Annotated in this window: 21 protein-coding genes and 1 pseudogene; 5 read left to right on the forward strand and 17 right to left on the reverse strand. The window is 71.8% G+C overall.

Annotation, left to right across the window (positions count from 1 at the left end; genetic code table 11):
• Window positions 1–93 precede the first annotated feature (93 nt).
• The 8 genes from AB0D27_RS24960 to AB0D27_RS24995 form a co-directional block, all read right to left on the reverse strand.
• On the reverse strand, window positions 94–963 hold the full coding sequence (locus AB0D27_RS24960; RefSeq protein ID WP_362512731.1) for an alpha/beta fold hydrolase: 870 nt from the start codon (window positions 961–963) through the stop codon (window positions 94–96).
• A gap of 109 nt (window positions 964–1,072) precedes the next feature.
• Window positions 1,073–1,648, reverse strand: a complete 576-nt coding sequence (locus AB0D27_RS24965) for a flavin reductase family protein (RefSeq protein ID WP_362512734.1) — start codon at window positions 1,646–1,648, stop codon at window positions 1,073–1,075.
• Window positions 1,641–2,123 carry an SRPBCC family protein gene (locus tag AB0D27_RS24970; RefSeq protein WP_362512737.1) on the reverse strand — a complete coding sequence of 161 codons (483 nt, stop codon included), beginning with the start codon at window positions 2,121–2,123 and terminating at the stop codon, window positions 1,641–1,643. The genes AB0D27_RS24965 and AB0D27_RS24970 overlap by 8 nt, the downstream gene beginning before the upstream one ends.
• A gap of 76 nt (window positions 2,124–2,199) precedes the next feature.
• Complete coding sequence (locus AB0D27_RS24975) at window positions 2,200–3,480, reverse strand: aminotransferase class III-fold pyridoxal phosphate-dependent enzyme (RefSeq protein ID WP_362512740.1); 1,281 nt, start codon at window positions 3,478–3,480, stop codon at window positions 2,200–2,202.
• Window positions 3,477–4,553 carry an SDR family oxidoreductase gene (locus AB0D27_RS24980; RefSeq protein ID WP_362512743.1) on the reverse strand — a complete coding sequence of 359 codons (1,077 nt, stop codon included), beginning with the start codon at window positions 4,551–4,553 and terminating at the stop codon, window positions 3,477–3,479. Before AB0D27_RS24980 ends, AB0D27_RS24975 begins: the two co-directional genes overlap by 4 nt.
• A 640-nt stretch (window positions 4,554–5,193) precedes the next feature.
• Window positions 5,194–6,327 carry an acyl-CoA dehydrogenase family protein gene (locus AB0D27_RS24985; RefSeq protein ID WP_362512746.1) on the reverse strand — a complete coding sequence of 378 codons (1,134 nt, stop codon included), beginning with the start codon at window positions 6,325–6,327 and terminating at the stop codon, window positions 5,194–5,196.
• Window positions 6,328–6,476: 149 nt separating this feature from the next.
• Window positions 6,477–7,541: a LacI family DNA-binding transcriptional regulator gene (locus AB0D27_RS24990; protein ID WP_362512748.1), complete on the reverse strand. Its 1,065-nt coding sequence runs from the start codon at window positions 7,539–7,541 to the stop codon at window positions 6,477–6,479.
• A gap of 95 nt (window positions 7,542–7,636) precedes the next feature.
• Window positions 7,637–8,188, reverse strand: a complete 552-nt coding sequence (locus AB0D27_RS24995; RefSeq protein ID WP_362512751.1) for a YceI family protein — start codon at window positions 8,186–8,188, stop codon at window positions 7,637–7,639.
• Between the two features lie 219 nt (window positions 8,189–8,407).
• On the opposite strand from AB0D27_RS24995, the gene AB0D27_RS25000 reads away from it, so the two are divergent.
• Window positions 8,408–8,938, forward strand: coding sequence for a MarR family winged helix-turn-helix transcriptional regulator (locus tag AB0D27_RS25000; protein WP_362512754.1), 531 nt, complete (start codon window positions 8,408–8,410; stop codon window positions 8,936–8,938).
• A 37-nt stretch (window positions 8,939–8,975) separates the two neighbouring features.
• Here AB0D27_RS25000 and AB0D27_RS25005 read toward each other — a convergent pair whose 3' ends face one another.
• The 5 genes from AB0D27_RS25005 to AB0D27_RS25025 form a co-directional block, all read right to left on the reverse strand.
• Window positions 8,976–9,788, reverse strand: a complete 813-nt coding sequence (locus tag AB0D27_RS25005) for an SAM-dependent methyltransferase (protein WP_362512757.1) — start codon at window positions 9,786–9,788, stop codon at window positions 8,976–8,978.
• Window positions 9,789–9,872: 84 nt separating this feature from the next.
• Window positions 9,873–10,523, reverse strand: a complete 651-nt coding sequence (locus AB0D27_RS25010) for an endonuclease (RefSeq protein WP_362512759.1) — start codon at window positions 10,521–10,523, stop codon at window positions 9,873–9,875.
• A gap of 12 nt (window positions 10,524–10,535) precedes the next feature.
• Window positions 10,536–10,874, reverse strand: coding sequence for a DUF3140 domain-containing protein (locus tag AB0D27_RS25015; RefSeq protein WP_362512761.1), 339 nt, complete (start codon window positions 10,872–10,874; stop codon window positions 10,536–10,538).
• A 59-nt stretch (window positions 10,875–10,933) separates the two neighbouring features.
• Window positions 10,934–11,416 (reverse strand): DNA starvation/stationary phase protection protein, encoded by a 483-nt coding sequence (locus tag AB0D27_RS25020; protein ID WP_362512764.1) that lies wholly within the window; start codon window positions 11,414–11,416, stop codon window positions 10,934–10,936.
• Window positions 11,413–11,670: a WhiB family transcriptional regulator gene (locus AB0D27_RS25025; RefSeq protein WP_362512767.1), complete on the reverse strand. Its 258-nt coding sequence runs from the start codon at window positions 11,668–11,670 to the stop codon at window positions 11,413–11,415. Before AB0D27_RS25025 ends, AB0D27_RS25020 begins: the two co-directional genes overlap by 4 nt.
• Before the next feature lie 204 nt (window positions 11,671–11,874).
• Here AB0D27_RS25025 and AB0D27_RS25030 point away from each other — a divergent pair, with 204 nt between their 5' ends.
• The 3 genes from AB0D27_RS25030 to AB0D27_RS25040 all read left to right on the forward strand — a co-directional run bounded on the left by AB0D27_RS25030 (window position 11,875) and on the right by AB0D27_RS25040 (window position 15,497).
• Window positions 11,875–13,062, forward strand: a complete 1,188-nt coding sequence (locus AB0D27_RS25030; protein WP_362512770.1) for a thiolase family protein — start codon at window positions 11,875–11,877, stop codon at window positions 13,060–13,062.
• A gap of 86 nt (window positions 13,063–13,148) precedes the next feature.
• The gene (locus AB0D27_RS25035) at window positions 13,149–14,657 is read left to right on the forward strand and encodes a long-chain fatty acid--CoA ligase (protein ID WP_362512773.1); all 1,509 of its coding nucleotides are present in this window, start codon (window positions 13,149–13,151) and stop codon (window positions 14,655–14,657) included.
• Between the two features lie 66 nt (window positions 14,658–14,723).
• Window positions 14,724–15,497 carry a sulfite exporter TauE/SafE family protein gene (locus AB0D27_RS25040; protein ID WP_362512776.1) on the forward strand — a complete coding sequence of 258 codons (774 nt, stop codon included), beginning with the start codon at window positions 14,724–14,726 and terminating at the stop codon, window positions 15,495–15,497.
• A gap of 2 nt (window positions 15,498–15,499) precedes the next feature.
• Here AB0D27_RS25040 and AB0D27_RS25045 read toward each other — a convergent pair whose 3' ends face one another.
• Window positions 15,500–16,291 (reverse strand): HAD-IIA family hydrolase, encoded by a 792-nt coding sequence (locus AB0D27_RS25045; protein WP_362512778.1) that lies wholly within the window; start codon window positions 16,289–16,291, stop codon window positions 15,500–15,502.
• Between the two features lie 73 nt (window positions 16,292–16,364).
• Between AB0D27_RS25045 and AB0D27_RS25050 the strand changes: the two genes are divergently transcribed.
• Window positions 16,365–17,111, forward strand: a complete 747-nt coding sequence (locus tag AB0D27_RS25050; protein WP_362512781.1) for a cobalt-precorrin-6A reductase — start codon at window positions 16,365–16,367, stop codon at window positions 17,109–17,111.
• A gap of 34 nt (window positions 17,112–17,145) precedes the next feature.
• Here the strand turns inward: AB0D27_RS25050 and AB0D27_RS25055 are convergent.
• From AB0D27_RS25055 to AB0D27_RS25065, 3 genes and pseudogenes are all read right to left on the reverse strand, one after another.
• Window positions 17,146–17,659 (reverse strand): annotated as a pseudogene (locus AB0D27_RS25055) (MFS transporter); the annotation flags it as partial.
• The gene (gene cobF / locus AB0D27_RS25060; protein WP_362512784.1) at window positions 17,660–18,430 is read right to left on the reverse strand and encodes a precorrin-6A synthase (deacetylating); all 771 of its coding nucleotides are present in this window, start codon (window positions 18,428–18,430) and stop codon (window positions 17,660–17,662) included. It lies immediately after the preceding pseudogene.
• A gap of 80 nt (window positions 18,431–18,510) precedes the next feature.
• Window positions 18,511–19,035, reverse strand: coding sequence for a DUF309 domain-containing protein (locus AB0D27_RS25065; protein ID WP_362512787.1), 525 nt, complete (start codon window positions 19,033–19,035; stop codon window positions 18,511–18,513).
• Between the last annotated feature and the right edge of the window lie 82 nt (window positions 19,036–19,117).

Below are 19,117 nucleotides of genomic sequence, written 5' to 3' on the forward strand. Positions count from 1 at the left end.
GGGGTGCCCCCCCGTCCCGGGGGGGCGGGGGGTGGGGGGGGGGGGGGGGGGGGGGGCCGGGGGCCCCCCACCACCCCCTCCGTCGTACGCCCCTCAGTCGGCCAGCGCCGCGAGCGTCTCCCGCAGGACGACCGGGTCGTACGGCATGGCCAGGTGCGTGGTCCGGTTCTGCGGGGCGAGGTTCTGGAGGCAGAGGTTGCTGACGAGGTGGTCCGGCCGGGCGGGCAGCAGCTGCTGCGACTCGGGAGGCTGGACCAGTTCGTCCCGGGTGGACCAGACGACGGTGTAGCCGACCCCGTCCACGGTGTCGCCCGGCGCCACCAGCTCCGCCACGAACTCCGAGTCGTGCAGCAGCTGCGTGAACGCCGGGCTCACCCGGAACAGCACCCGCTCCTCCACGATCCCCCGCACACCGGGGACTTGACGGGCGAGGGCCGTCAGTCCCTGCACTGTCACCCCGTGACTGCTGGGCGCGATCCCGACGACGCGCCGCACCTTCCCCGTCCCGCCGAGGAACTTGAGGTAGTGGTGCGCGAGCATCCCGCCCTGCGAGTGGCCGACGAGATCCACCTTCGCCGCCTTGGTGTCCGCCAGCACCAGGTCGACGAAGTCCGCGAGTTCTCCGGCCGACTTCCGCAGGTCGCCGAGCCCGTACAGCCGCGGAAGGGTCGGCAACTCCCCGTAGTTCAGGCGGAAGATCCGGTGCCCCGCCGCTCTGAGCGCGGGCGCGGCCTTCCGCCAGACGGACTCCCGGTCGCCGAGCGTGCCGTGCACGAGCACGACCGGATAGGGACGTTCTTCACTCGGGGGCCGGTGCCAGTCGTCCTCCGCCGCCGCGGGGTCGAGCGCGGCGCCGATCCGGTGGCCGACGGACTGGGCGTTGCCGGACAACCGCTCGGGAGTCCGGATCAGTTCGGTCGCGGCGCTGTCGGAGTTGACGCCGGGAACGCGGGGCAGGGACATACGGCCTCCTCGGGCTGGGGAATCGGTTCTAGACATGCGCAAGACGCCCGGCCGGGATGATCCCGGCCGGGCGCAACGGCTCCACGGCTGTGTCAGCGGCCGGTCGTCGTCAGTCGTCGGCCGGCAGTGATCGGGCCCCCGTCAGCGTGTGGAACGCGCGGTCGTGCCACAGCAGCGGCCGGCCGCCGTTCACCTCCACCGCCATCACGCGTCCGACGACCGCGTGGTGATCGCCGTACGGCCGTACGTCCTCGACCAGGCACACCGACCAGGCGAGCGCGTCGACGAGCACCGGCAGGCCGAGCACCCGCCGTATGCGGCTGCCGTCGAAGCGCCGCGCGGGCGGCACGGAGGGGTCGGCGAACAGTTCGGCCAGACGCTTCTGATGCACCGTCAACAAGCTGACCGCGAAAGCACCTTGGTGCCGCACGGCGGAGAGGGTGCGCGAGCTGCCGCGCAGGCAGGCGAGGACGAGTGGCGGTCTGGCGGACAGGGAGGTCAGCGCGGAGACCGTCATTCCGGTGGGGCAGCCGGTGCCGTCCAGGGCCGTGACGACGGTGACCCCGGCCGTGAGCTTGGCGTAGAGGCCGAGGCAGCGCACCGTGTCCGGGCCGGGTTCGTCCCGCAGCGCGTCCCATCCCGCGCCGGCCGGTCCATCGTGCGGGGCGAGGGTGAGGTCAGCCATGCGCGGCGGCCGCGGTGTCGGCGAGCGCGGCGGGGGCCGGTGTGACCCTGCCGAGCAGCCCGCGCAGAATCCGCTCGATGTTGGTGCGCAAGGTCGAGTCGGCCACCGGGTCGAGCAGGTCCGCCAGCGTCGGGATGCCCAGATCGAAGACCGCCTCGAACGTTACGGCCGTACCGTCCGCGCCGGACGCGCACCGCCAGGTGCCCTCGAAGCGTTCGAAGTCGCCGGTGAGCTGGGTGAATCCGATGGTCCGGGTCTCCGGGAAGAACGCGTCGCGTTCCGTCCAGCGCATCAGGCCGTTGCGGAAGCGGACGGTCCAGTCCGACACGACCGTGCCGTCGTCTTGAGGTGGATGGACCGCGACCTCACGGACGGTCTCGGTGACCTGCGGGTAGCGGCGGAAGTCCCGGATCCGCTGGTAGGCGGTCTCGGGGTCGACGTCGTGCGCGGTCAGTCGTACGGTCACGTGGCGCATGGGGGGTTGCCTTTCCGCGGATGGGGCGCTGTGCCCGCTGGTTGGTGTCCGGCCGAGCTCTGGTCGCCGTCCGGCGTCAGCCGACGCGCGCGGCGACGACACTCAGCCCCTCGGCCAGGGCGGCGAGAAACAGCCGTACGTCCTCCTCGCCGACGATCGCGGGCGGCGTCAGCCGCAGGACCCGCGTGGCGTTGAGGGAGTGGTTCACGAGGACACCGCGACCGACCAGCTCCAGGATCAGCTCACCGGCGGTCCGCTCCTCGGCGAACTCCAGGCCGATCAGCAGGCCCCGGCCCCGTACGTCGTGCACGAGCCCTTCGCCGTACGGGGCGCAGGCGGCCCGAACGCCCGTGAGCAGCCGGTCGCCCAGCACCGCGGCGCGGCGCACGACGTTCTCCCGGTCCAGAGCCTCGACCGCGGCCCACGCGGCGGCGCAGGCGATCGGGGAGGCGGCGAAGGTCGACGTGTGCAGATACGGGTCACGGGAGAACGGCCGGTACGCGGCCTCGGTCGCGACCATGGCCGCGACCGGGACCACACCGCCGCTGAGTCCCTTGCCGACGAGGAGGACATCCGGGGACGGGGACCGGACGCCCTCGGCGGTCATGCCCCACCACGCGCCCAGTCGCCCCAGGCCCGTCTGGATCTCGTCGACGATCAGGAAGGCCCCGTACGCCCGGCACAGGCGGCTCACCTCCGCCAGATATCCCGGCGGTGGCACGCGTACGCCGCCCTCTCCCTGCACCGGCTCGACGATCACGCAGGCGCGTCGGCCGACTTCGGCGAGCGTGGCGGCCATCGCGTCGGTGTCCCCGTACGGCACCACCGTGCTGTCCGGCAGCAGGGGCCGGAAGGGCTGCTGGTACTTCGGGTTGGCGGTGGCGGTGAGCGCGCCGAGGGTTTTGCCGTGGTAGCCGCCCGCCGTGCTGACCAGGGCGGTGTGGCCGTGGGCCCGGGCCAGCTTCAGGCCCGCTTCGGTGGCCTCCGCCCCGGAGTTGACGAAGTGGACGCGGTCGAGACCGGCCGGGGTCCGCTCGGCCAGGGCCTGCGCCGCGCGGGCCGCGACGGGCTCCAGGAAGACCCGGCTCGCGAGGGGATGTGTGTCCACCTGACGGTGCACGGCCGCGGTCACGGCGGGATGCCGGTGGCCCAGGATGAAGACCCCGTAGCCACCGAAGTCGAGATAGCGGCGGCCGTCCTCGGTGTACACCCACGCGCCGTCGGACGCCGTCTCCAGCATGCCGCCGAGCACCGATCCGAGGACGGCCCGCCCGGTGGACAGATGGGCGCGATAGAGCCGGGCGATGTGCGCGCGGTCCGGGGCGAGGGGGATGTCGGCGGTGACGGCGGCGGTCATGAGGCCAGCTCCCGGGTCTCCGTGCTCCGGGCGGCGCCCGGTGACGTCTGCTGCGTGCGGCGTGGGGCGCGCATCCCGCCCCGCCCGGTGGACCACGCGGTCAGGTTGCGGACCAGCGCCTGCCGGAGGGCGTCCTTCGACAGCGCGGGGCCGCAGTGCGGTGATCCCAGGGACGACTCGAAGGGCAGCGCCCGCTGGAAGACCAGCAGCAGTTCCGCGTACGTGTGGAAGCGGCGGCGCAGGGATTCCGGGAAGGTGGGGCCCTCGATGAGCGGCAGCAGCAGACGGTGCACCGACTCCAGTGGAATGAGCCGCGGCGGATGCGGCCGGGGCCCGTACCCCTCCGCGAACTCCAGGCAGCTGTCCACCACTTCACGCTGCAGCAGCGCCTCCGCACCGGCCGTCAGCCAGTACTCGCCCTCCGTGACCCCGCCACGCAGCAGACCGCCCACCGCCCGGGCGACGACATCCTGCGGCACCATGTCGATCCGCGCGTCGGGGGCGCCGGGCAGCACCGGCACCTGGCCCTTGACGATGGCACCCAGTGCCCGCGTCAGCCCCTGCATCCCGGCGATACGCCCGGTGACGGAGTCACCCATCACCACCGAAGGACGCAGGATCACGCCTGGCACCGGTGCCTCGCGCACCACCTGTTCGGCGGCGGTCTTGGAGGCGAGATAGGCGGCTGCCCCGGGGAACCGCTCCTGTTCCTCGGGGGCCAGCGGGTTGGCGACGAAGGCGGTGCTCATGTGGTAGACCGGCGCGCCGGCGCGGGCGGCGAGGTCCAGCATCGCGACGGTTCCGTCGAGGTTGGCGCGCCGGATCGAGCCGGGATCCGACTTCCAGTTGGTGGCGGCGGCGCAGTGCACGATCAGCTCCACCTCGGCGGCGAGCAGCTCGAACTCTCGCTTCCGCAGGCCGAGTTGAGGCTCCAGCAGATCCGCTCGGACCTCACGGACCCGACGGTCGTTCACCGGAGTGCGATGGCGCAGGCAGACGATCCGGAAGTCCTGCGACAACTCGTCGATCAGGGCTCTGCCGAGCACTCCGGCGCCGCCGGTGAGCAGCACCACGGGGCGTTTCTCGGACGGCGGAGGACTGGGCGGAGCGCTGGGCCGGGGCCGGGGCTGAGGCATGTCGGTGTTCCCCCTCGGTCGGGTGAGCGGATGGTCTCGTTCGTGCGGTGGCTCGTGTCAGTCGACTCTCGGGCGGCGGCTTGGGGCGTACGGGGCTACGGCGTCGGCGTCGTGCTCTCGAACGGTGTCCGGGTGCGTCCGGCGAGTCGGCTCGTGCGGCGCTGGACGCGGGCAGCCCCGTCAGCGGCGGGAGGCGTGGAGTCGACCTGGCTCCGGTGGGCGTTCCGGGCCGGCCGGAGCCGGGCCGACAGGTGCGGTGGGGTGAGGTGGAGCGGTGTGGGTGGGGTCAGGCGATCGTCAGCGGCTCGTCGGCGAGATTGGCGCACAGTGGGCCCGTCATCCGGGACCGTGCGGTGGGGTGAGGTGGAGCGGTGTGGGCCGGGTCAGGCGATCGTCGGCGGCTCGTCGGCCCAGTTAGGCGCACAGCGGGCCCGTCATCCGGGACCGTGCGGTGGGGTGAGGTGGAGCGGTGTGGGTGGGGTCAGGCGATCGTCAGCGGCTCGTCGGGCAGATAGGCGCACAGCGGGCCTGTCATCCAGGAGCGCGCGGTGGGTGAGGCAGAGTGGTGTGGGTGGGGTCAGGCGATCGTCAGCGGCTCGTCGGCCAGATAGGCGCACAGCGGGCCCGTCATCCGGGACCGCGACGGCGGGTGCAGCGCGAGGCCGTTGGCGCAGGCCGCGAGGTAGCCGACCTCGTCGGACGTCATGAAGTTGAGCCCGCCGAGGAGTTCGACCGCACGGGGGACGACCCGGGCGAGGGCGTCCTGCACGGTGTAGCGGGCGTAGAGCGAGTCGGCGAGCGCGGATTCGTCGGGAGCGCCCTCGTCCACCCGCCGGGCGAGGCCCTCGGCCGCCGCCATCGCTCCCTCCGTCTCCACCAGCAGCCGGACCCGTTCGGCGTCGGGCACCCGCTCGTTGAGCAGCACTCGTTCCACCAGGGCGCTGGCGGCGCCGAGATAGCTGCCCGTCATCAGCAGCTCGAACCAGACCAGCCCCGCCGTCTGCACCGCGTCAAGGCGGGCTCCGGCCGGTGACGCGGTGCGCACCAGCAGCTCCCCGGGCACCAGGACGTTGTCCAGGGTGACCTGGTCGCTCTCGGCGCCCGCGAGGAAGCTGCTCGACCAGAAACCGCTGACGCTCAGTCCCTCGCTCGCGGCGGGGACGAGGGCCACGGCCAGTTCCTGGCCCTCACCGTTCTCCTGGGGCACCATCACGCTGGCGGTGAGCAGATCCATGGAACGGGCCAGACTGCACGGCCGTTTGACGCCGCTGATCCGCACACCCTCGGGAGTCACGGTGGCGGACATCGAGGGCGAGAGGATGCCGGTGCCGCTGCGGCCCTCGGCGAAACCGGACGCCATGATCCGGTTGTCGGACGCGACGCCCTCGATGAGCATCCACTCCAGCCCCTCACCGGAGCGGCTCAGTCCGACCAGGGTGGCCATCGAGAAGTGGTGCATGGTCGTCGCCACCGCGAGGGAGGGTGAGCGGCTGCCGAGCGCCCGCTGCACCCGCAGGGCCTCGAGTGCCGTGGCGCCCCTGCCCTGGAAGGCGGCCGGGGCCAGCAGACCGGGACCGCCGTACTCCCGGAACAGCCGGATCCCCGGGCTCTTCGGTCCTTCCAGTGTCATCAGCGGCAGGGCCCGCAGACTCTCGTCCAGGCCCGGCAGGAGTGTGCCGAGGGCCGCGCGCTCACGCTCCAGGAATCTCATGTCGTCGCCTGCTCCTTGGTGCTCAGGTGTCGTCGGCAGCGTCGTCTCTGTTTACGCGCGAACCGGCAAGACCCCTCGGCACAAGTGGTGTTGGAGCATTCGCCTACGGGACGGGACGTCGGTCGATCGAGGGTGCGGGACAGTCCCGATCACAGACCGCGCCGCCGAGTCGATTCCCGTATGACGATGTGCGTGCCGAGCACCTGGTGCTGGCTCTCCGGGAACTCCTCGCGGTGCAGTGCCAGCCGGACGGCTGTGCGGCCCAGTTCCTCGGCCGGGACGTGGACGGTGGTCAGCGTCGGATACACGTCGATGGCGGTCGGGATGTCGTCGTAACCCGCCACTGCGATGTCCTCAGGCACGCGGACCCCGGCCTCCCGCAGTGCCTGCAGGGCGCCCGCCGCGACCATGTCGGTGCCCGCGAAGAGCGCGCTGAACTCGACGCCGGACGCGAGCAGTTCCCGCGTCCCCTGGTAGCCGAAGCCACGCGTGAAGCTGCCGTCGACGATCAGCTCGGGGTCGGGCTCGATGCCGAGCAGCTGGTGCGCCCGGGTGAATCCGCTGAGGCGCCGGCTGCTGGTGGACAGTCCCGGCACTCGGCCGAGATAGGCGACGCGCCGGTGGCCCGCGCTCAGCAGGTGGGTGGTCATGGCGAAGGCGCCGTCCTCGTCGTCGTAGTCGACGACGGTCGCGGGCACCCCCGGGCCGAGCGGTGGCCGGCCGACCAGGACGAGCCGGGAGCCCGCCCGGTCGAGGGCGTGCGCGAAGTGGGTCATGCGGTCCTGGTAGGCCTTGTCGTCCCAGGCGCCGCCGACCACGATCACGGCGTCGGCCCGCTGTTCGCGCATCGTCTCGACGACGGCGAGGACGCGCTGCGGGTCGTTGTGCGTGGTGCACACCATGCACAGCCTGCCCTCGGCGGACGCCTGCTCCTCCACACCGCGCGCGACCTGGGCGTAGAACGGGCCGGTGACGTCGTCGACGACGAAGGCGACCGTCTTGTTGGTGGAGCCGCCGAGGGCCCGGGCGTGTGCGTTGACCACATAGTCGAGTTCGCGCATGGCCTTGAGGACCTTGGCGCGGGTGGTCTTGGCCACCGGGTAGGTGCCGCCGAGCACGCGGGAGACGGTGGACGCCGACACGCCCGCCCGGGCCGCGACATCCCGCACCGTCGAAGCATCGCCCTGGGGTGGGGCCGCCGCGTTCTTGTCCACCGTTCGCTTCCCTCCGCCCCCGCACCTGCGTGGACGCTCACCCTAGTGGGCGGCTGCGGCACGCGGTTCGGCGGCTCGGGAGCACGGGCGGGGTGTCAGGAGGACTGGCGGGTGAAGCGCGCGGTGATCGTGACGGAGGTCAGCGGCTTCAGCATGTTGGCCTGGTTCCAGGTCATGCCGAACTCCTTGCGGTCCACCGGGATGGCGGCGGTGAGGGTGACCGCGTCCGCCGAGATCTCGGACGCCTGCGCGGTGAAGGAGAGCTCACGGCTCACGCCGATGACTGTCAGGTCGCCGGTGACGCGGGCGGTTCCGTCGCCGGTCGGGGTGACGTCGGTGGCCGTGAAGACGAGCGAGGGGTGCTTGTCGACGTCGAAGAAGTCCGCGGTACGCAGGTGGGTGTCGCGCTTGGCGTTCTTGGTGTCCAGGGAGGCCGCGTCGATCGTCACGCTGCCGTGCGCACCGCCGCCGGCGAGCAGCTCGCCGTCGCCGCTGACCTTGGTGAAGACGCCCTTGACGGTGACCAGACCCCAGAAGGTCTTGTGCTGGACGCGCACCGAGGTGCCCGCCGGGTCCAGAGTCCAGTGGCCGGCGGCGACCTTCGCGAGCGAGCCGGGCTGGGGGGACTGCGAGGTGGCGTTGGACATGATCGTCGGTGCCTTTCGTGAGCGGTCAGGGGAGCGAGCCGGGGAGCGGTGTCGGTCGCGACGGTATTCCTTGAACGATCAATACGTCGCTAGCTATTACATTGGCAACTATTAGATAGCTAGCGAGATAATAGCTGGCCGGGGTATCCTCGGCAAGCGGGTCAGGACTCGGAATCGAGCAGGCCAGGACGTACGGGATCGGGTGACAGGAGTCAGTGCATGGGGGAGTCCCAGCAGTCAGTGGAGCGGGCCGCGTGCCCCGGGACGGCGGACCGGTGCCCCAGCGCGGAGGAAACCGACCTGCTGCAGCGCTGGAACGCGCTGGCGACGGGATTCCGGGAGCTGACGGACGAACTGCTCGCCGAGGCCCAGCGCGAGGTCGGCCTGCCGCCCTCGTCGCTCGAAGTGCTCTGCTTCCTGGTCGCCTCGCCGGATCAGGCCGCGCCGATGCGGCTGCTGTCCCAGACGCTCGGCTTCTCCACCGCGGGGACGACCGGAGTGGTCGACCGGCTGGCCGACGCCGGGCTCGTCGAGCGCCGTCCGTCGGGTTCGGACCGCAGGGTCACGTACGCGGCGCTGACGCCGCCCGGCCGGCAGACCGCCACGACCGCGGCCAAGGTGTTCGCCGACGCGGTGCGCCGCCGCGTCGTGGAACCTCTCGGTGAGGAGGGCTTCGCCTCCTTCGCCCGCGCCTTCCGCACGCTGGGCATCGCGGACGAGCCGTGTGCCGGGCCCGCGGGGTCGCACTGACGCCCGTGTCCGGCCGGCAGCCTCGGTACGTTCCGCACTAGGCCTTGAGACCGACCCCGCCGTACAGGGACACCGGCCCGTCACCGAGCGGGGTCTCGTCCTCGGCGAGTTCGGGATGCCAGTCCTTCACGGACACGATCCCCGGCTCCACCAGCTCAAGTCCCTTGAAGAAGCGGCTCACTTCGGTGTGCGAGCGGCCGACGAGGGTGACGCCCGCCCGCGCGTACGTCTCGATGCCGCGGCGCACGTTCTCCGCTTCGAAGTCGGCGGTCATCGTGGACAGGACCAGGAAACTGCCCGGCGCCAGCGCGTCGACCAGTGTCTCCACCAGCTCGTACGCGCCACTCTCGTCGGCGATGAAGTGCATCAGGGCGATGAGTGACAGGGCCATGGGCCGGTCGAAGTCGAGAATCCGCCCCGCCTCGTCGAGGATCTTGTGCGGCTCGCGGGCATCGGCCTGGAGGTACTGCGTCACGCCCTCCGGGGTCCCGCGCAGCAGGGCCTCGGCGTGGGCGAGGACGATCGGGTCGTTGTCGACGTACACCACCCGCGCGTCCGGAGCGGTCCTCTGGGCGATCTGGTGCAGGTTGGGCTCGGTGGGTATGCCGGTGCCGATGTCGAGGAACTGGCGGATGCCCGCCGCGCGGACGAGGTGGCGTATGGTCCGCTGCATGAACCAGCGGTTGCTGCGCGCGGCTCGCTTGGCGCCCGGGTCGAGCGACATGATGTGCTCCCCGAGCTGCTCGTCGACCGGGTAGTTGTCCTTGCCGCCGAGGTACCAGTCGTACACGCGCGCCGGATGCGGCCTGCTGGTGTCGATCCGGCCCGCGGCGGACTCGGTCCCGGTCATACGGCAACTCCCCTGCTCGGCTTGGCTGTTCGCCTTGCCGAGCTGTGTTCGGCAAGGCGTGCGAGCAGTGTGCCATCCTCCCGCCTACTGGACGTGCCGGAGGCAGTCCTCGACCACCTGCTTGTCCAGCGCCGCCCGGACGAGCGCCGCCGCGAGCACGGCCGGCTCGGTGCCGCCGGAGAGTTTCACCAACTGGTCGGGATCGTCCGGGAGGTGTAGCCGGCGAGCGCCGTCCAGGGCCTTGGAGTCGAGGTACGGTGCCACCTCCGGCCAGACCCGCTGGGTCTCGCGCAGGAAGATGTCCGCACCCGCAGGGCCCATCCCGGGCACTTCCTGGAGCAGGGTGCGCAGCCGGGAGATGTCCCCGTCGGCCTCGTCCCGCATGCGGCGCAGGTCGCCGCCCCAACGCTCCCTCACCAGCTCGGCGCCCTTGCCGAGCTGGGTCGAGGTGCGCTCGTCGTAGCGGCGGTAGCCGCCGCGCCCGAGCGCGTCCACACGCTGTTGCCAGGTGGCCTCGGCCATGCGGCGAGGGTCGCGCAGCCCGGCCTCATACAGGGCCCGGGCCGCCGCCACGGCGATCGAGGCGCGGATACGGGCGCTGAGCAGGCACGCCAGCACGAGAGTGCGGTACAGCGGCTGCGGAGTGTTCTTCAGCCGGATGCCCGCCTCCTCGGCGTACGTGCGGCCGTGCGCGGCGACGAGTTCCTTGATCACTCGTTGATGCCTGTCGCCCATGATCCAGGCCTCTCACTTGGGTGGCTTGAGCGGATCGTGGCCGATGCTCATCAGCTGGTGACGGCGTCGTGTGTCCATGGCCTCGGGCTCGTTCTCCAGGTCCTGCCGGCTGGTGACGATGTCCACGACCTTGTGCATGGTCTGGATGTCGTCGTCGGTGAGATCCGTACGGCGCTTCTGCAGGATCGCGAGGACATGCCGTCCGAGCGGCGGGCCGGCCTGATCCGGCAGCGGCTCGGACTCCTGACCGGCGTCGCGGGTCCGCAGCCAGGCCTCCAGCTCCTGAGAGGTCATGTTCACCACGCGGTGGAACTCGTCCCACAGCGCGTCGAGTTCGAGTGTGTCGGCCATGGTGTGCCCCTTCCGTTCTCGCGGGCTCCTTGCCTTCCTTCACGGGGGCCCGTCCGTACTCAGTCGCCGCGCGGCCAGTCCTCCGCCTGGAACATCCAGTACTGCTTCTCCAGTTCGGCCGTGAGCCCGATCAGCAGATCCTGGGTGACGGGGTCCGCCTTCTCGGTCGCGGTGATCCGCTCACGCAGCCGCCCGACGGTCGTCTCCAGCGCTTCGACGAGCAGTCGTACGACCTCGGTGTCCCGCAGCCAGCCGTCCTTCGGGCCCTGCACGGCGTAGGCCGTGGCGACGGTCTCGGGCCGGCCGTCCGGGGAGACGCCGAGCGCCGCGGCGCGTTCGGCCACCGTGTCGGCGTACGAGCGCGCGGTGGCGACCACCTCGTCCAACTGGAGATGGATCGAGCGGAACCGCGGTCCCACGATGTTCCAGTGGGCCTGCTTCCCGATGAGGGAGAGCCCGAGCAGATCCACCAGAGTGCTCTGCAACGCGTCCCCGGCGATCTGACGCGCGGGCTCGGCGAGCGTGCTCTTCACCACGGTCATACGGAGCTTCTCCTTCGGTCGTCGTTCCTGGCCGTACGGAGCAGTGCGGCGCGTTCCTCCTCGCAGGTACCGCCCCACACGCCCGATGTCTGCCCGCTGCCGAGGGCCCAGGCCAGGCACTCGCTGATCACCGGGCAGCGGGCGCAGACGCGCTTCGCGGCGGCGATCTCCTCCAGCGCGGGCCCTGTCGAGCCCACGGGGAAGAACAGATCGGGGTCCGCCCCCACGCAGGCCGCCCTCAGCAACCACTCCATGCGGGCGCGGGTGCCCAGGACGGATGGGTGGAAACCGTCCGGAGGAGGATCTTCCCAGCGGCCGGCCCGCGGTCTATAGTCCAAAACTAGCAGTGCTAATTAATTGCTGCCGGTCCTTGCCCCCTGATCAGTCGGTCCCTCGTCCCCCGCTCAATCGTTTCCATCGTTCGGATCCCGTGATCCGGTGTCCTCAGGAGCCCTGTCGTGCGTCCCGTCCACTTCGCGGCAGCCCGCCGCACCCCCATCGGCAAGCTGCGCGGAGCCCTGTCCCGGGTGCGCCCCGACGACCTCGCCGCGACCGTCATCCGCGCCCTGGTCGCCGAGGTGCCGACGCTCGACCCGGCCCGCATCGACGACGTCTACTGGGGTGCCGCCAACCAGGCGGGCGAGGACAACCGCAATGTCGCCCGCATGGCGGCGCTGCTCGCCGGCCTGCCCGAGTCCGTCCCCGGCGCCACCGTCAACCGGCTGTGCGCCTCCGGACTCGAGGCCGTCACGACGGCGGCCCGCGCCATCGCCTCGGGCGAGGCCGACATCGTGCTCGCCGGCGGCTCCGAGTCGATGAGCCGGGCTCCCTTCGTCCTGGCCCGCCCCGACGAGGCCCTGCCGCACCGCGTCGAGACCGTCGACACCCGGCTCGGCTGGCGCCTGGTCAACCCGGCGATGAGGGAACTGCACGGCCTGCTGTCGATGGGGGAGACCGCCGAGGAGGTCGCCGAGCGGTACGGCGTCTCGCGCGAACGTCAGGACGCCTTCGCGCTGCGCAGCCACCAGCGCGCCGCCGACGCCCGCGAGAACGGGCACTTCGACGCCGAACTGCTGCCCGTGAAGAACCCCGACGGTGTCGTCGTCGACAGCGACGAGTGCGTACGGGAGGACACCTCGCTCGACAAGCTGTCCCGCCTCAAGCCGGTGTTCCGCGAAGGCGGCACCGTCACCGCGGGCAACGCCTCCCCGATGAACGACGGCGCGGCCGCTCTGCTGCTGGTCAGCGAGGAGGCCCTGAACGAACTGGGCCTTGAGTCCCTCGGGCGGTATGCCGCCGGAGCCTCCGCCGGAGTCCACCCGGACGTCATGGGCATCGGCCCCGTCCCCGCCACCCAGAAGGCGCTGGGCCGCGTCGGCTGGAGCATCGGCGACATCGAGGAGGCCGAGTTCAACGAGGCCTTCGCCGCCCAGGCCCTCGCCTGCGTGGACCGTCTCGGCATCGACCCCGACCTCGTCAACCCGACCGGCGGCGCCATCGCCCTCGGCCACCCGCTCGGCTGCTCGGGCGCCCGCATCCTCACCACCCTGCTGCACCGCATGCGCCGCACGGGCGCCGCGCGCGGCCTGGCCACGATGTGCGTGGGCGTCGGCCAGGGCAGCGCGGTTCTGGTCGAGCGCCACTGACATCCTCGATGTCCGCCCTCGCCAGGCCCGTTCGCAACCCCCATCTGGCGCAGAGCCGCACCAGCAAGGAAACGGAGCATCTCTCCATGGCAACCCTCTCCCTCGCCGCGATCCTCGCCGAGAACGCCCGCCGCCGTCCTGACAAGACGGCGCTCGTCGAGGGCGACCTGCGCCTCACCTTCGCCGAGGTGTGGCAGCGCGCCCGAGCCCAGGCCGGCGCCCTCGTCGGCCTCGGCGTACGGCCCGGGGACCGGGTGGCGCTGATGGCGCCCAACACCGTGGAGTTCCCGCACGCGTACTACGCGATCGTGGCGGCGGGCGGCGTGGTCGTCCCCGTACATCTGCTGCTCTCGGCGTCCGAGGTCGAGCACGTGCTGAGGGACAGCGGCGCGACCCTGCTGCTGTGCCACCCGGCGCAGGCCGCGACGGGTGCCGCTGCCGCGCGGGCCCTCGGCGTCCACGTGGTCACGCTCGGCCCCGAGTTCGAGCAGCTCGCCGCGGACGCCGAACCGCTGCCGTCCTACCTCACCCGCGACGCCGACGACCCTGCCGTCGTCTTCTACACGAGCGGCACCACCGGGGTCCCCAAGGGCGCCGTTCTCAGCCACTTCAACCTGGTCATGAACGCGACCGTCAACGCCTTCGACGCCAACGACATCCGCCCCGACGACATCGCGCTCGGCGCACTGCCGCTGTTCCACGCCTTCGGGCAGACCGTCTCCCTGAACTCCACCTGGCGTGCGGGCGCCACCCTCGTGCTGCTGCCGCGCTTCGACGCGGCGCGCGCGATCGAGCTGATGGTGAAGGAGGACGTGAACACCTTCCACGGCGTTCCGACCATGTTCGTCGCCCTGGCGGCCGCCGCCGGGGACGCGGACGTGCTGCCAGAACTGCGCGTGTGCATATCGGGCGGCGCCTCGCTGCCCGTCGCCGTCCTCGAACGCTTCGACGAGGCGTTCGGGACGAAGATCTACGAGGGATACGGGCTCTCGGAGACCTCGCCGACCGCGTCCGTGAACCAGCCCCTGTTCGGTACGAAACCCGGCACCATCGGCCACCCGCTGTGGGGCGTGGACGTGGAGATCGCGCGGGCCGAGGTGGAGGGGCGTATCGAGCTGCTGCCGCCGGGGGAGCTGGGCGAGGTGGTCATCCGTGGTCACAACGTGTTCTCCGGCTATCTGGGCCGGCCCGAGGCCACCGCGGAGGCCGTGGTCGACGGCTGGTTCCGCACCGGTGACCTCGGCACCAAGGACGACGAGGGCTTCCTCAGGATCGTCGACCGCAAGAAGGACGTCATCATCCGCGGCGGCTACAACGTCTACCCGAGGGAGGTCGAGGAGGTGCTGATGCGGCACCCGGGGGTCGCCCAGGTCGCGGTGATCGGCCTCCCGGACGAGCTGCACGGCGAGGAGGTGTGCGCGATCGTCGTACGCGCCGAGGGAACCACCGCGGACGCGGCGGAGATCACCGGCTGGTCCAAGGGACATCTGGGGCGTCACAAGTACCCGCGCCGCGTGGAGTTCACCGACGCGCTGCCGCTGGGCCCGAGCATGAAGGTCCTCAAGCGGGAGCTGCGAACCCGCTACACCGGCTGACGCAGAGGTCACCTGGCGAGACGCTCCTTACGCCGCGGGATGCGTGGCCTTAGCATCGGTCCCCGCATGGACACAATGACGCTCTGGCACATATCCGCTTGGGAGTTCGCCGCTCTCGCCGCCGCGGCCCTGCTCGTCGGCTTCTCGAAGACCGCGGTGAGCGGGGCCAACACGGTCAGCCTGGCGATCTTCGCCGCCGTGCTGCCCGCCCGCGCCTCGACCGGCGTCCTCCTGCCCATCCTGATCGTCGGGGACGTACTCGCCGTCCTCACCTACCGGCGCCACGCCCACTGGCCCACGCTGTGGCGGCTGTTCCCGGCCGTCGCCGTAGGGGTCGTCTGCGGCACGCTGTTCCTGGTGTGGGCCGACGACGGGATCGTACGGACGTCGATCGGGGCGATCCTGCTGCTGATGGCGGCGGTCACCGTATGGCGCCGCCGGGCCGCCGCCCAGGACGGTGAACCCGATTCGGTGGCGACGCGCACAGGCCGCATCAAGGCCCGCTCCTACGGTGTGCTCGGCGGATTCACCACCATGGTCGCCAACGCGGGCGGCCCGGTGATGTCGATGTACCTCCTGTCCGCGGGCTTCCGGAAGCTGGGATTCCTCGGCACCTCGGCCTTCTTCTTCCTGATCGTCAACGTCTCCAAGGTGCCCTTCAGCGTGGGCCTCGGCCTGATCGACGGCCACTCGCTGCTGCTGGACGCGGCACTCGCGGCGTTCGTCGTGCCGGGCGCGTTCATCGGCAAATGGGCTGTGAACCGAATCAACCAACAGCTCTTCGAACGGCTGGTCATCGCCGCGACGGTGGTGGGCGGAGTGCAGCTGCTGCTGCGCTGACGTCAGCGCAGCAGAGCGGGGACGTCCGCGATGGAGTCCAGCACGTGGTCAGGCCTGCCGCTTGCCGTCCGGTGGGTCTCGGGCAGGTACTTGCCCGTCTTGACGAGCACACCCGTGATTCCTGTCCGCTGCGCCGCGAGGACGTCCGACTCGATGTCGTCGCCGATCATCAGAGCCTCGCCGGGCCCGACCCCGAGCCGCGCCAGCGCCGTCTCGAAGAACGCGGGCGCCGGCTTGCCGGTGATCTCCGCCTCCTGGTCGGACGCCCTCTCGAGGCCGAGCAGGAACGCGCCGCTGTCCAGCCGCAGTCCTCGGTCCGTACGCCAGTACAGATTGCGGTGCATGGCGACCAGCCGGGCACCCCGCTGGAGATGGCCGAAGGCCCGGTTCAGCGCCGCGTAGTCGAACTCGGGACCGGCGCCGCCCACGAGCACGACATCCGGCACGGTGTCCGCGTCGCCGTCGCTCTCGTCGATGAGCGTGACGCCCGCTAGATCCTCGCGAATGTCGCCGCTGTTCAGCAGGGAGCACCCGGCACCCGGATGACGCTCGGCGAGATACGCGGCGGTGACGGAGGGCGCGGTGAGGATGTCCTCGGCCTCCACCGGGAAGCCCGCTGCGGCGAGCGTCTCGGCGATCGACGCGCGCGTCCGGGACGTGGTGTTCGTGACCAGCGCGACGCCCAGGCCGATGTCGCGGAGGTGGCGCAACGCCTCGACCGCGCCGGGCAGCGGCTCCCACGAGACCGTGAGCACACCGTCGATGTCGATCAGGACCGCGCGTACCGAATCCATGCCAGGACCATACCGATCTGCCACGTCGGGGGCATGCGCACGCCGCTCCACGCACCCCCGTACGCTCGATCCCATGTCCCCCCACGTCCTGGTCCTCGGCGGCACCACCGAGGCACGTGAACTCGCCGCCGAGCTGGCGGCACGTCCCGGGGTACGGGTGACGACGTCGCTCGCGGGGCGCGTGTCCCGGCCGGCGGCGCTCGAAGGGGACGTACGGATCGGTGGGTTCGGTGGGGCGGAGGGGCTCGCGCGGTGGCTGCGCGAGCACGGCGTGGATGCCGTGGTGGACGCGACGCATCCCTTCGCCGCCGGCATCACGGCGAACGCCGCGCGGGCCGCGGCGCAGACCGGTGTCCCGGCCGTGGTGCTGCGCCGCCCGGGCTGGCGCCCGGGCCCCGGCGACCGCTGGCACTCGGCGGCCTCCCTCATCGAGGCCGCCGCGCTGCTCCCGGAGCTGGGCGGCCGGGTCTTCCTCACCACGGGCCGCCTGGGCCTCGCGGCCTTCGCCGACCTGGCCCACCTCCACTTTCTCGTACGTTCCGTGGAGGCGCCCGAGCCGCCCCTGCCCCCGGTGACCGAAGTGCTGCTCGCACGCGGTCCGTTCACCGTGACGGGCGAGAAGGCCCTGCTGCGCGAGCACCGCATCGATGTGCTGGTGACCAAGGACAGCGGGGGAGAGGCGACGGCGGCCAAGCTCACCGCCGCCCGTGACCTCGACCTCCCCGTGGTCGTCGTACGCCGGCCGCCGCTTCCGCCGGGCGTGATCGCGGTGGCGGACGTCGCGTCGGCGCTGGCCCGGCTGGACCTCGGCCCACGCTGACGAGAGCCGGATCCGGTCCACGGCCCCGCGCCGGTCAGCTCGCCGTGCTCGCGACCGGCTCCGGAGCCCGGGCGGGCAGGCCGTTGGACAGGTCCTCGACGAGGAGGCGCTTGGCGATCGTGTCGACGGCGGCGGAGGTCCGCGCCGGACGGGCGGCCAAGATCCTGCTCCACGCGCGCGGCGAGCCATCTGCCCCAGGCCTCGCTGATGATCCGCGCCTCGCGCTCGCCCGCCCCGGTGTGGGAGAAAAGTGAGTCGTGGCGGGTGAGGTAGCCCTCGTCGACCATGCGGTCGAAGACCGGTACGAGCACCTCCGGAGGCACGTGGCGACTGGCTGCGATCAGGCCCAGGCTGGCGTGGGCCACCATCCGCGTGAACAGATCCACCTGCAACACGGCCCAGGCGCCCGCCATATCGAGACGGGTGTCGGACCCGGTGACGACACGGCGGGCGGTGTCCATCTGCGTACCCCCGATGATCTTCCCGACCGACGCCTCCAGCAGCCGCCTCGAATCCGCGGTGGACGGGGACGCGAAGCCCTCGTACACCTAGGCCCGTGGATGTCTGCGCAGCAGGTAGGTGTCCATGATCCATCCCTTGCGCTCCCGGGCCTCGGCCCGCAGCCGCTCGATCCGGGGAGCCGCCTCGGTCAGCGGACCGGAGGCGAGGATCTCGTCCGGCGTGCCAATGTAGGCGCCCCAGTAGATGTCGATGTCCTCGTCCGCGTACTGCCGGAACGTCTGGTGGGCGTCGAGCATCACGACGACGTCGTCCACACCGTCGGGGAAGCCCTCCGCGAGGCGGCGGCCCGTGGTGATCTGGACCGGCCGGGCGACCCGGTTCAGGCCCGTCCGATGCCGGGCGACCAGCGCCGAGACGCTGCTGATACCAGGCACGACGTCGTACGTGAACGCCACCGCGCCCCGGTCCAGGATCTCCTCCAGAATGCCGAGCGTGCTGTCGTACAGCGCGGGATCGCCCCACACCAGGAACGCGCCGCTCTCTTCCTCGCCCAGCTCCTCGGCGATCAACCGTTCGTAGATGTCCGCGCGGGCACTGCGCCAGTCCCCGACGGCGGGGGAGTACGCCGTGCCCCCGGCGGACCGGTCGCGGTCCGGGTCGCGGGCTTCCACCAGCCGGTACGCCCCCTGCGGTATGTGCGCGTCGAGGATGTCACGGCGCAGCTGGACGAGGTCCGACTTCACCTCGCCCTTGTCCAGGATGAAGAACACGTCCGTGCTCCTCAGCGCCTTGACCGCCTGCAGCGTGAGCTGATCGGGGTCGCCCGCCCCGATTCCGATGACATGAATCTTTCGCACACCGAGAGTCTGCCGTACGCCACTGACAGTGGGCCCACCGCACCCGGGATCGACGCCGTCCCCGGCCCGGCGCCTCCTCGTCAGGCGTCCCGCCCGCGCAGCCGCGGCGCCCACGCCTGTGCGCTGATCGCCACGCCCTCCCGCTCCACGACCTCCGCCAATTCCCGGGCCCAGGCGCTCAATTCCGCCAGCCCCATCCCGTACGGCCGCGCCCGGCCGGTCCGCGCCGCCCACTCCTCGGCCGCCCCGGCGCCGCGCCGCAGCAGCCGTGCGCCACCCGTCGCGTTCCCCCGGGCCGCGTGCGTGAGCCCCACCGCGAGCTGGGCGAGCCCCCGCCACAGCGCACGCTCCTCCTCGGGACCGGACTTCCAGGCGTCCTCGAAGACCTCGTGCGCGTGAAACGGTTTGCCGGCCTCCAGCAGCGCCTGTGCCTCGGCGACCGTCTGCTCGGGGCCGCGCACGACGCCTTCCGGCTGGCGTTCCACCCCGTCCGCCTCGTACGGCAGGGGGCGCCCCAGCCCGTCGCGCGGCCGGGCGTTGCGCGCCCGCCCCGCCGTGTCCCGATCACGCCCGCCGCCCCGCCGAATTCCAGATGTGCCGCTCATACGCCGATTGTCGCGCGCTCCGCGCCCCCTTCGAAGCAGGCCCCGAGGTGGGGTAAAGTTCTGTTCGCACGATCACGCGGAT

This window comes from Streptomyces sp. NPDC048415 (assembly GCF_040651675.1).
Taxonomy (GTDB): Bacteria; Actinomycetota; Actinomycetes; order Streptomycetales; family Streptomycetaceae; genus Streptomyces.

Coding starts and splice junctions, on each gene's coding strand:
- AB0D27_RS25015 (WP_362512761.1), bottom strand. CDS start 10,874: ATGGCCGACACACTCGAACTCGACGCGCTGTGGGACGAGTTCCACCGC.
- AB0D27_RS25000 (WP_362512754.1), top strand. CDS start 8,408: ATGGGGGAGTCCCAGCAGTCAGTGGAGCGGGCCGCGTGCCCCGGGACG.
- AB0D27_RS24965 (WP_362512734.1), bottom strand. CDS start 1,648: ATGGCTGACCTCACCCTCGCCCCGCACGATGGACCGGCCGGCGCGGGA.
- AB0D27_RS25045 (WP_362512778.1), bottom strand. CDS start 16,291: ATGGATTCGGTACGCGCGGTCCTGATCGACATCGACGGTGTGCTCACG.
- AB0D27_RS25010 (WP_362512759.1), bottom strand. CDS start 10,523: ATGGGCGACAGGCATCAACGAGTGATCAAGGAACTCGTCGCCGCGCAC.
- AB0D27_RS25020 (WP_362512764.1), bottom strand. CDS start 11,416: ATGACCGTGGTGAAGAGCACGCTCGCCGAGCCCGCGCGTCAGATCGCC.
- AB0D27_RS25050 (WP_362512781.1), top strand. CDS start 16,365: ATGTCCCCCCACGTCCTGGTCCTCGGCGGCACCACCGAGGCACGTGAA.
- AB0D27_RS24995 (WP_362512751.1), bottom strand. CDS start 8,188: ATGTCCAACGCCACCTCGCAGTCCCCCCAGCCCGGCTCGCTCGCGAAG.
- AB0D27_RS24970 (WP_362512737.1), bottom strand. CDS start 2,123: ATGCGCCACGTGACCGTACGACTGACCGCGCACGACGTCGACCCCGAG.
- AB0D27_RS24985 (WP_362512746.1), bottom strand. CDS start 6,327: ATGAGATTCCTGGAGCGTGAGCGCGCGGCCCTCGGCACACTCCTGCCG.
- AB0D27_RS25065 (WP_362512787.1), bottom strand. CDS start 19,035: ATGAGCGGCACATCTGGAATTCGGCGGGGCGGCGGGCGTGATCGGGAC.
- AB0D27_RS25035 (WP_362512773.1), top strand. CDS start 13,149: ATGGCAACCCTCTCCCTCGCCGCGATCCTCGCCGAGAACGCCCGCCGC.
- AB0D27_RS25005 (WP_362512757.1), bottom strand. CDS start 9,788: ATGACCGGGACCGAGTCCGCCGCGGGCCGGATCGACACCAGCAGGCCG.
- AB0D27_RS24975 (WP_362512740.1), bottom strand. CDS start 3,480: ATGACCGCCGCCGTCACCGCCGACATCCCCCTCGCCCCGGACCGCGCG.
- AB0D27_RS25025 (WP_362512767.1), bottom strand. CDS start 11,670: ATGGAGTGGTTGCTGAGGGCGGCCTGCGTGGGGGCGGACCCCGATCTG.
- AB0D27_RS24960 (WP_362512731.1), bottom strand. CDS start 963: ATGTCCCTGCCCCGCGTTCCCGGCGTCAACTCCGACAGCGCCGCGACC.
- AB0D27_RS25040 (WP_362512776.1), top strand. CDS start 14,724: ATGGACACAATGACGCTCTGGCACATATCCGCTTGGGAGTTCGCCGCT.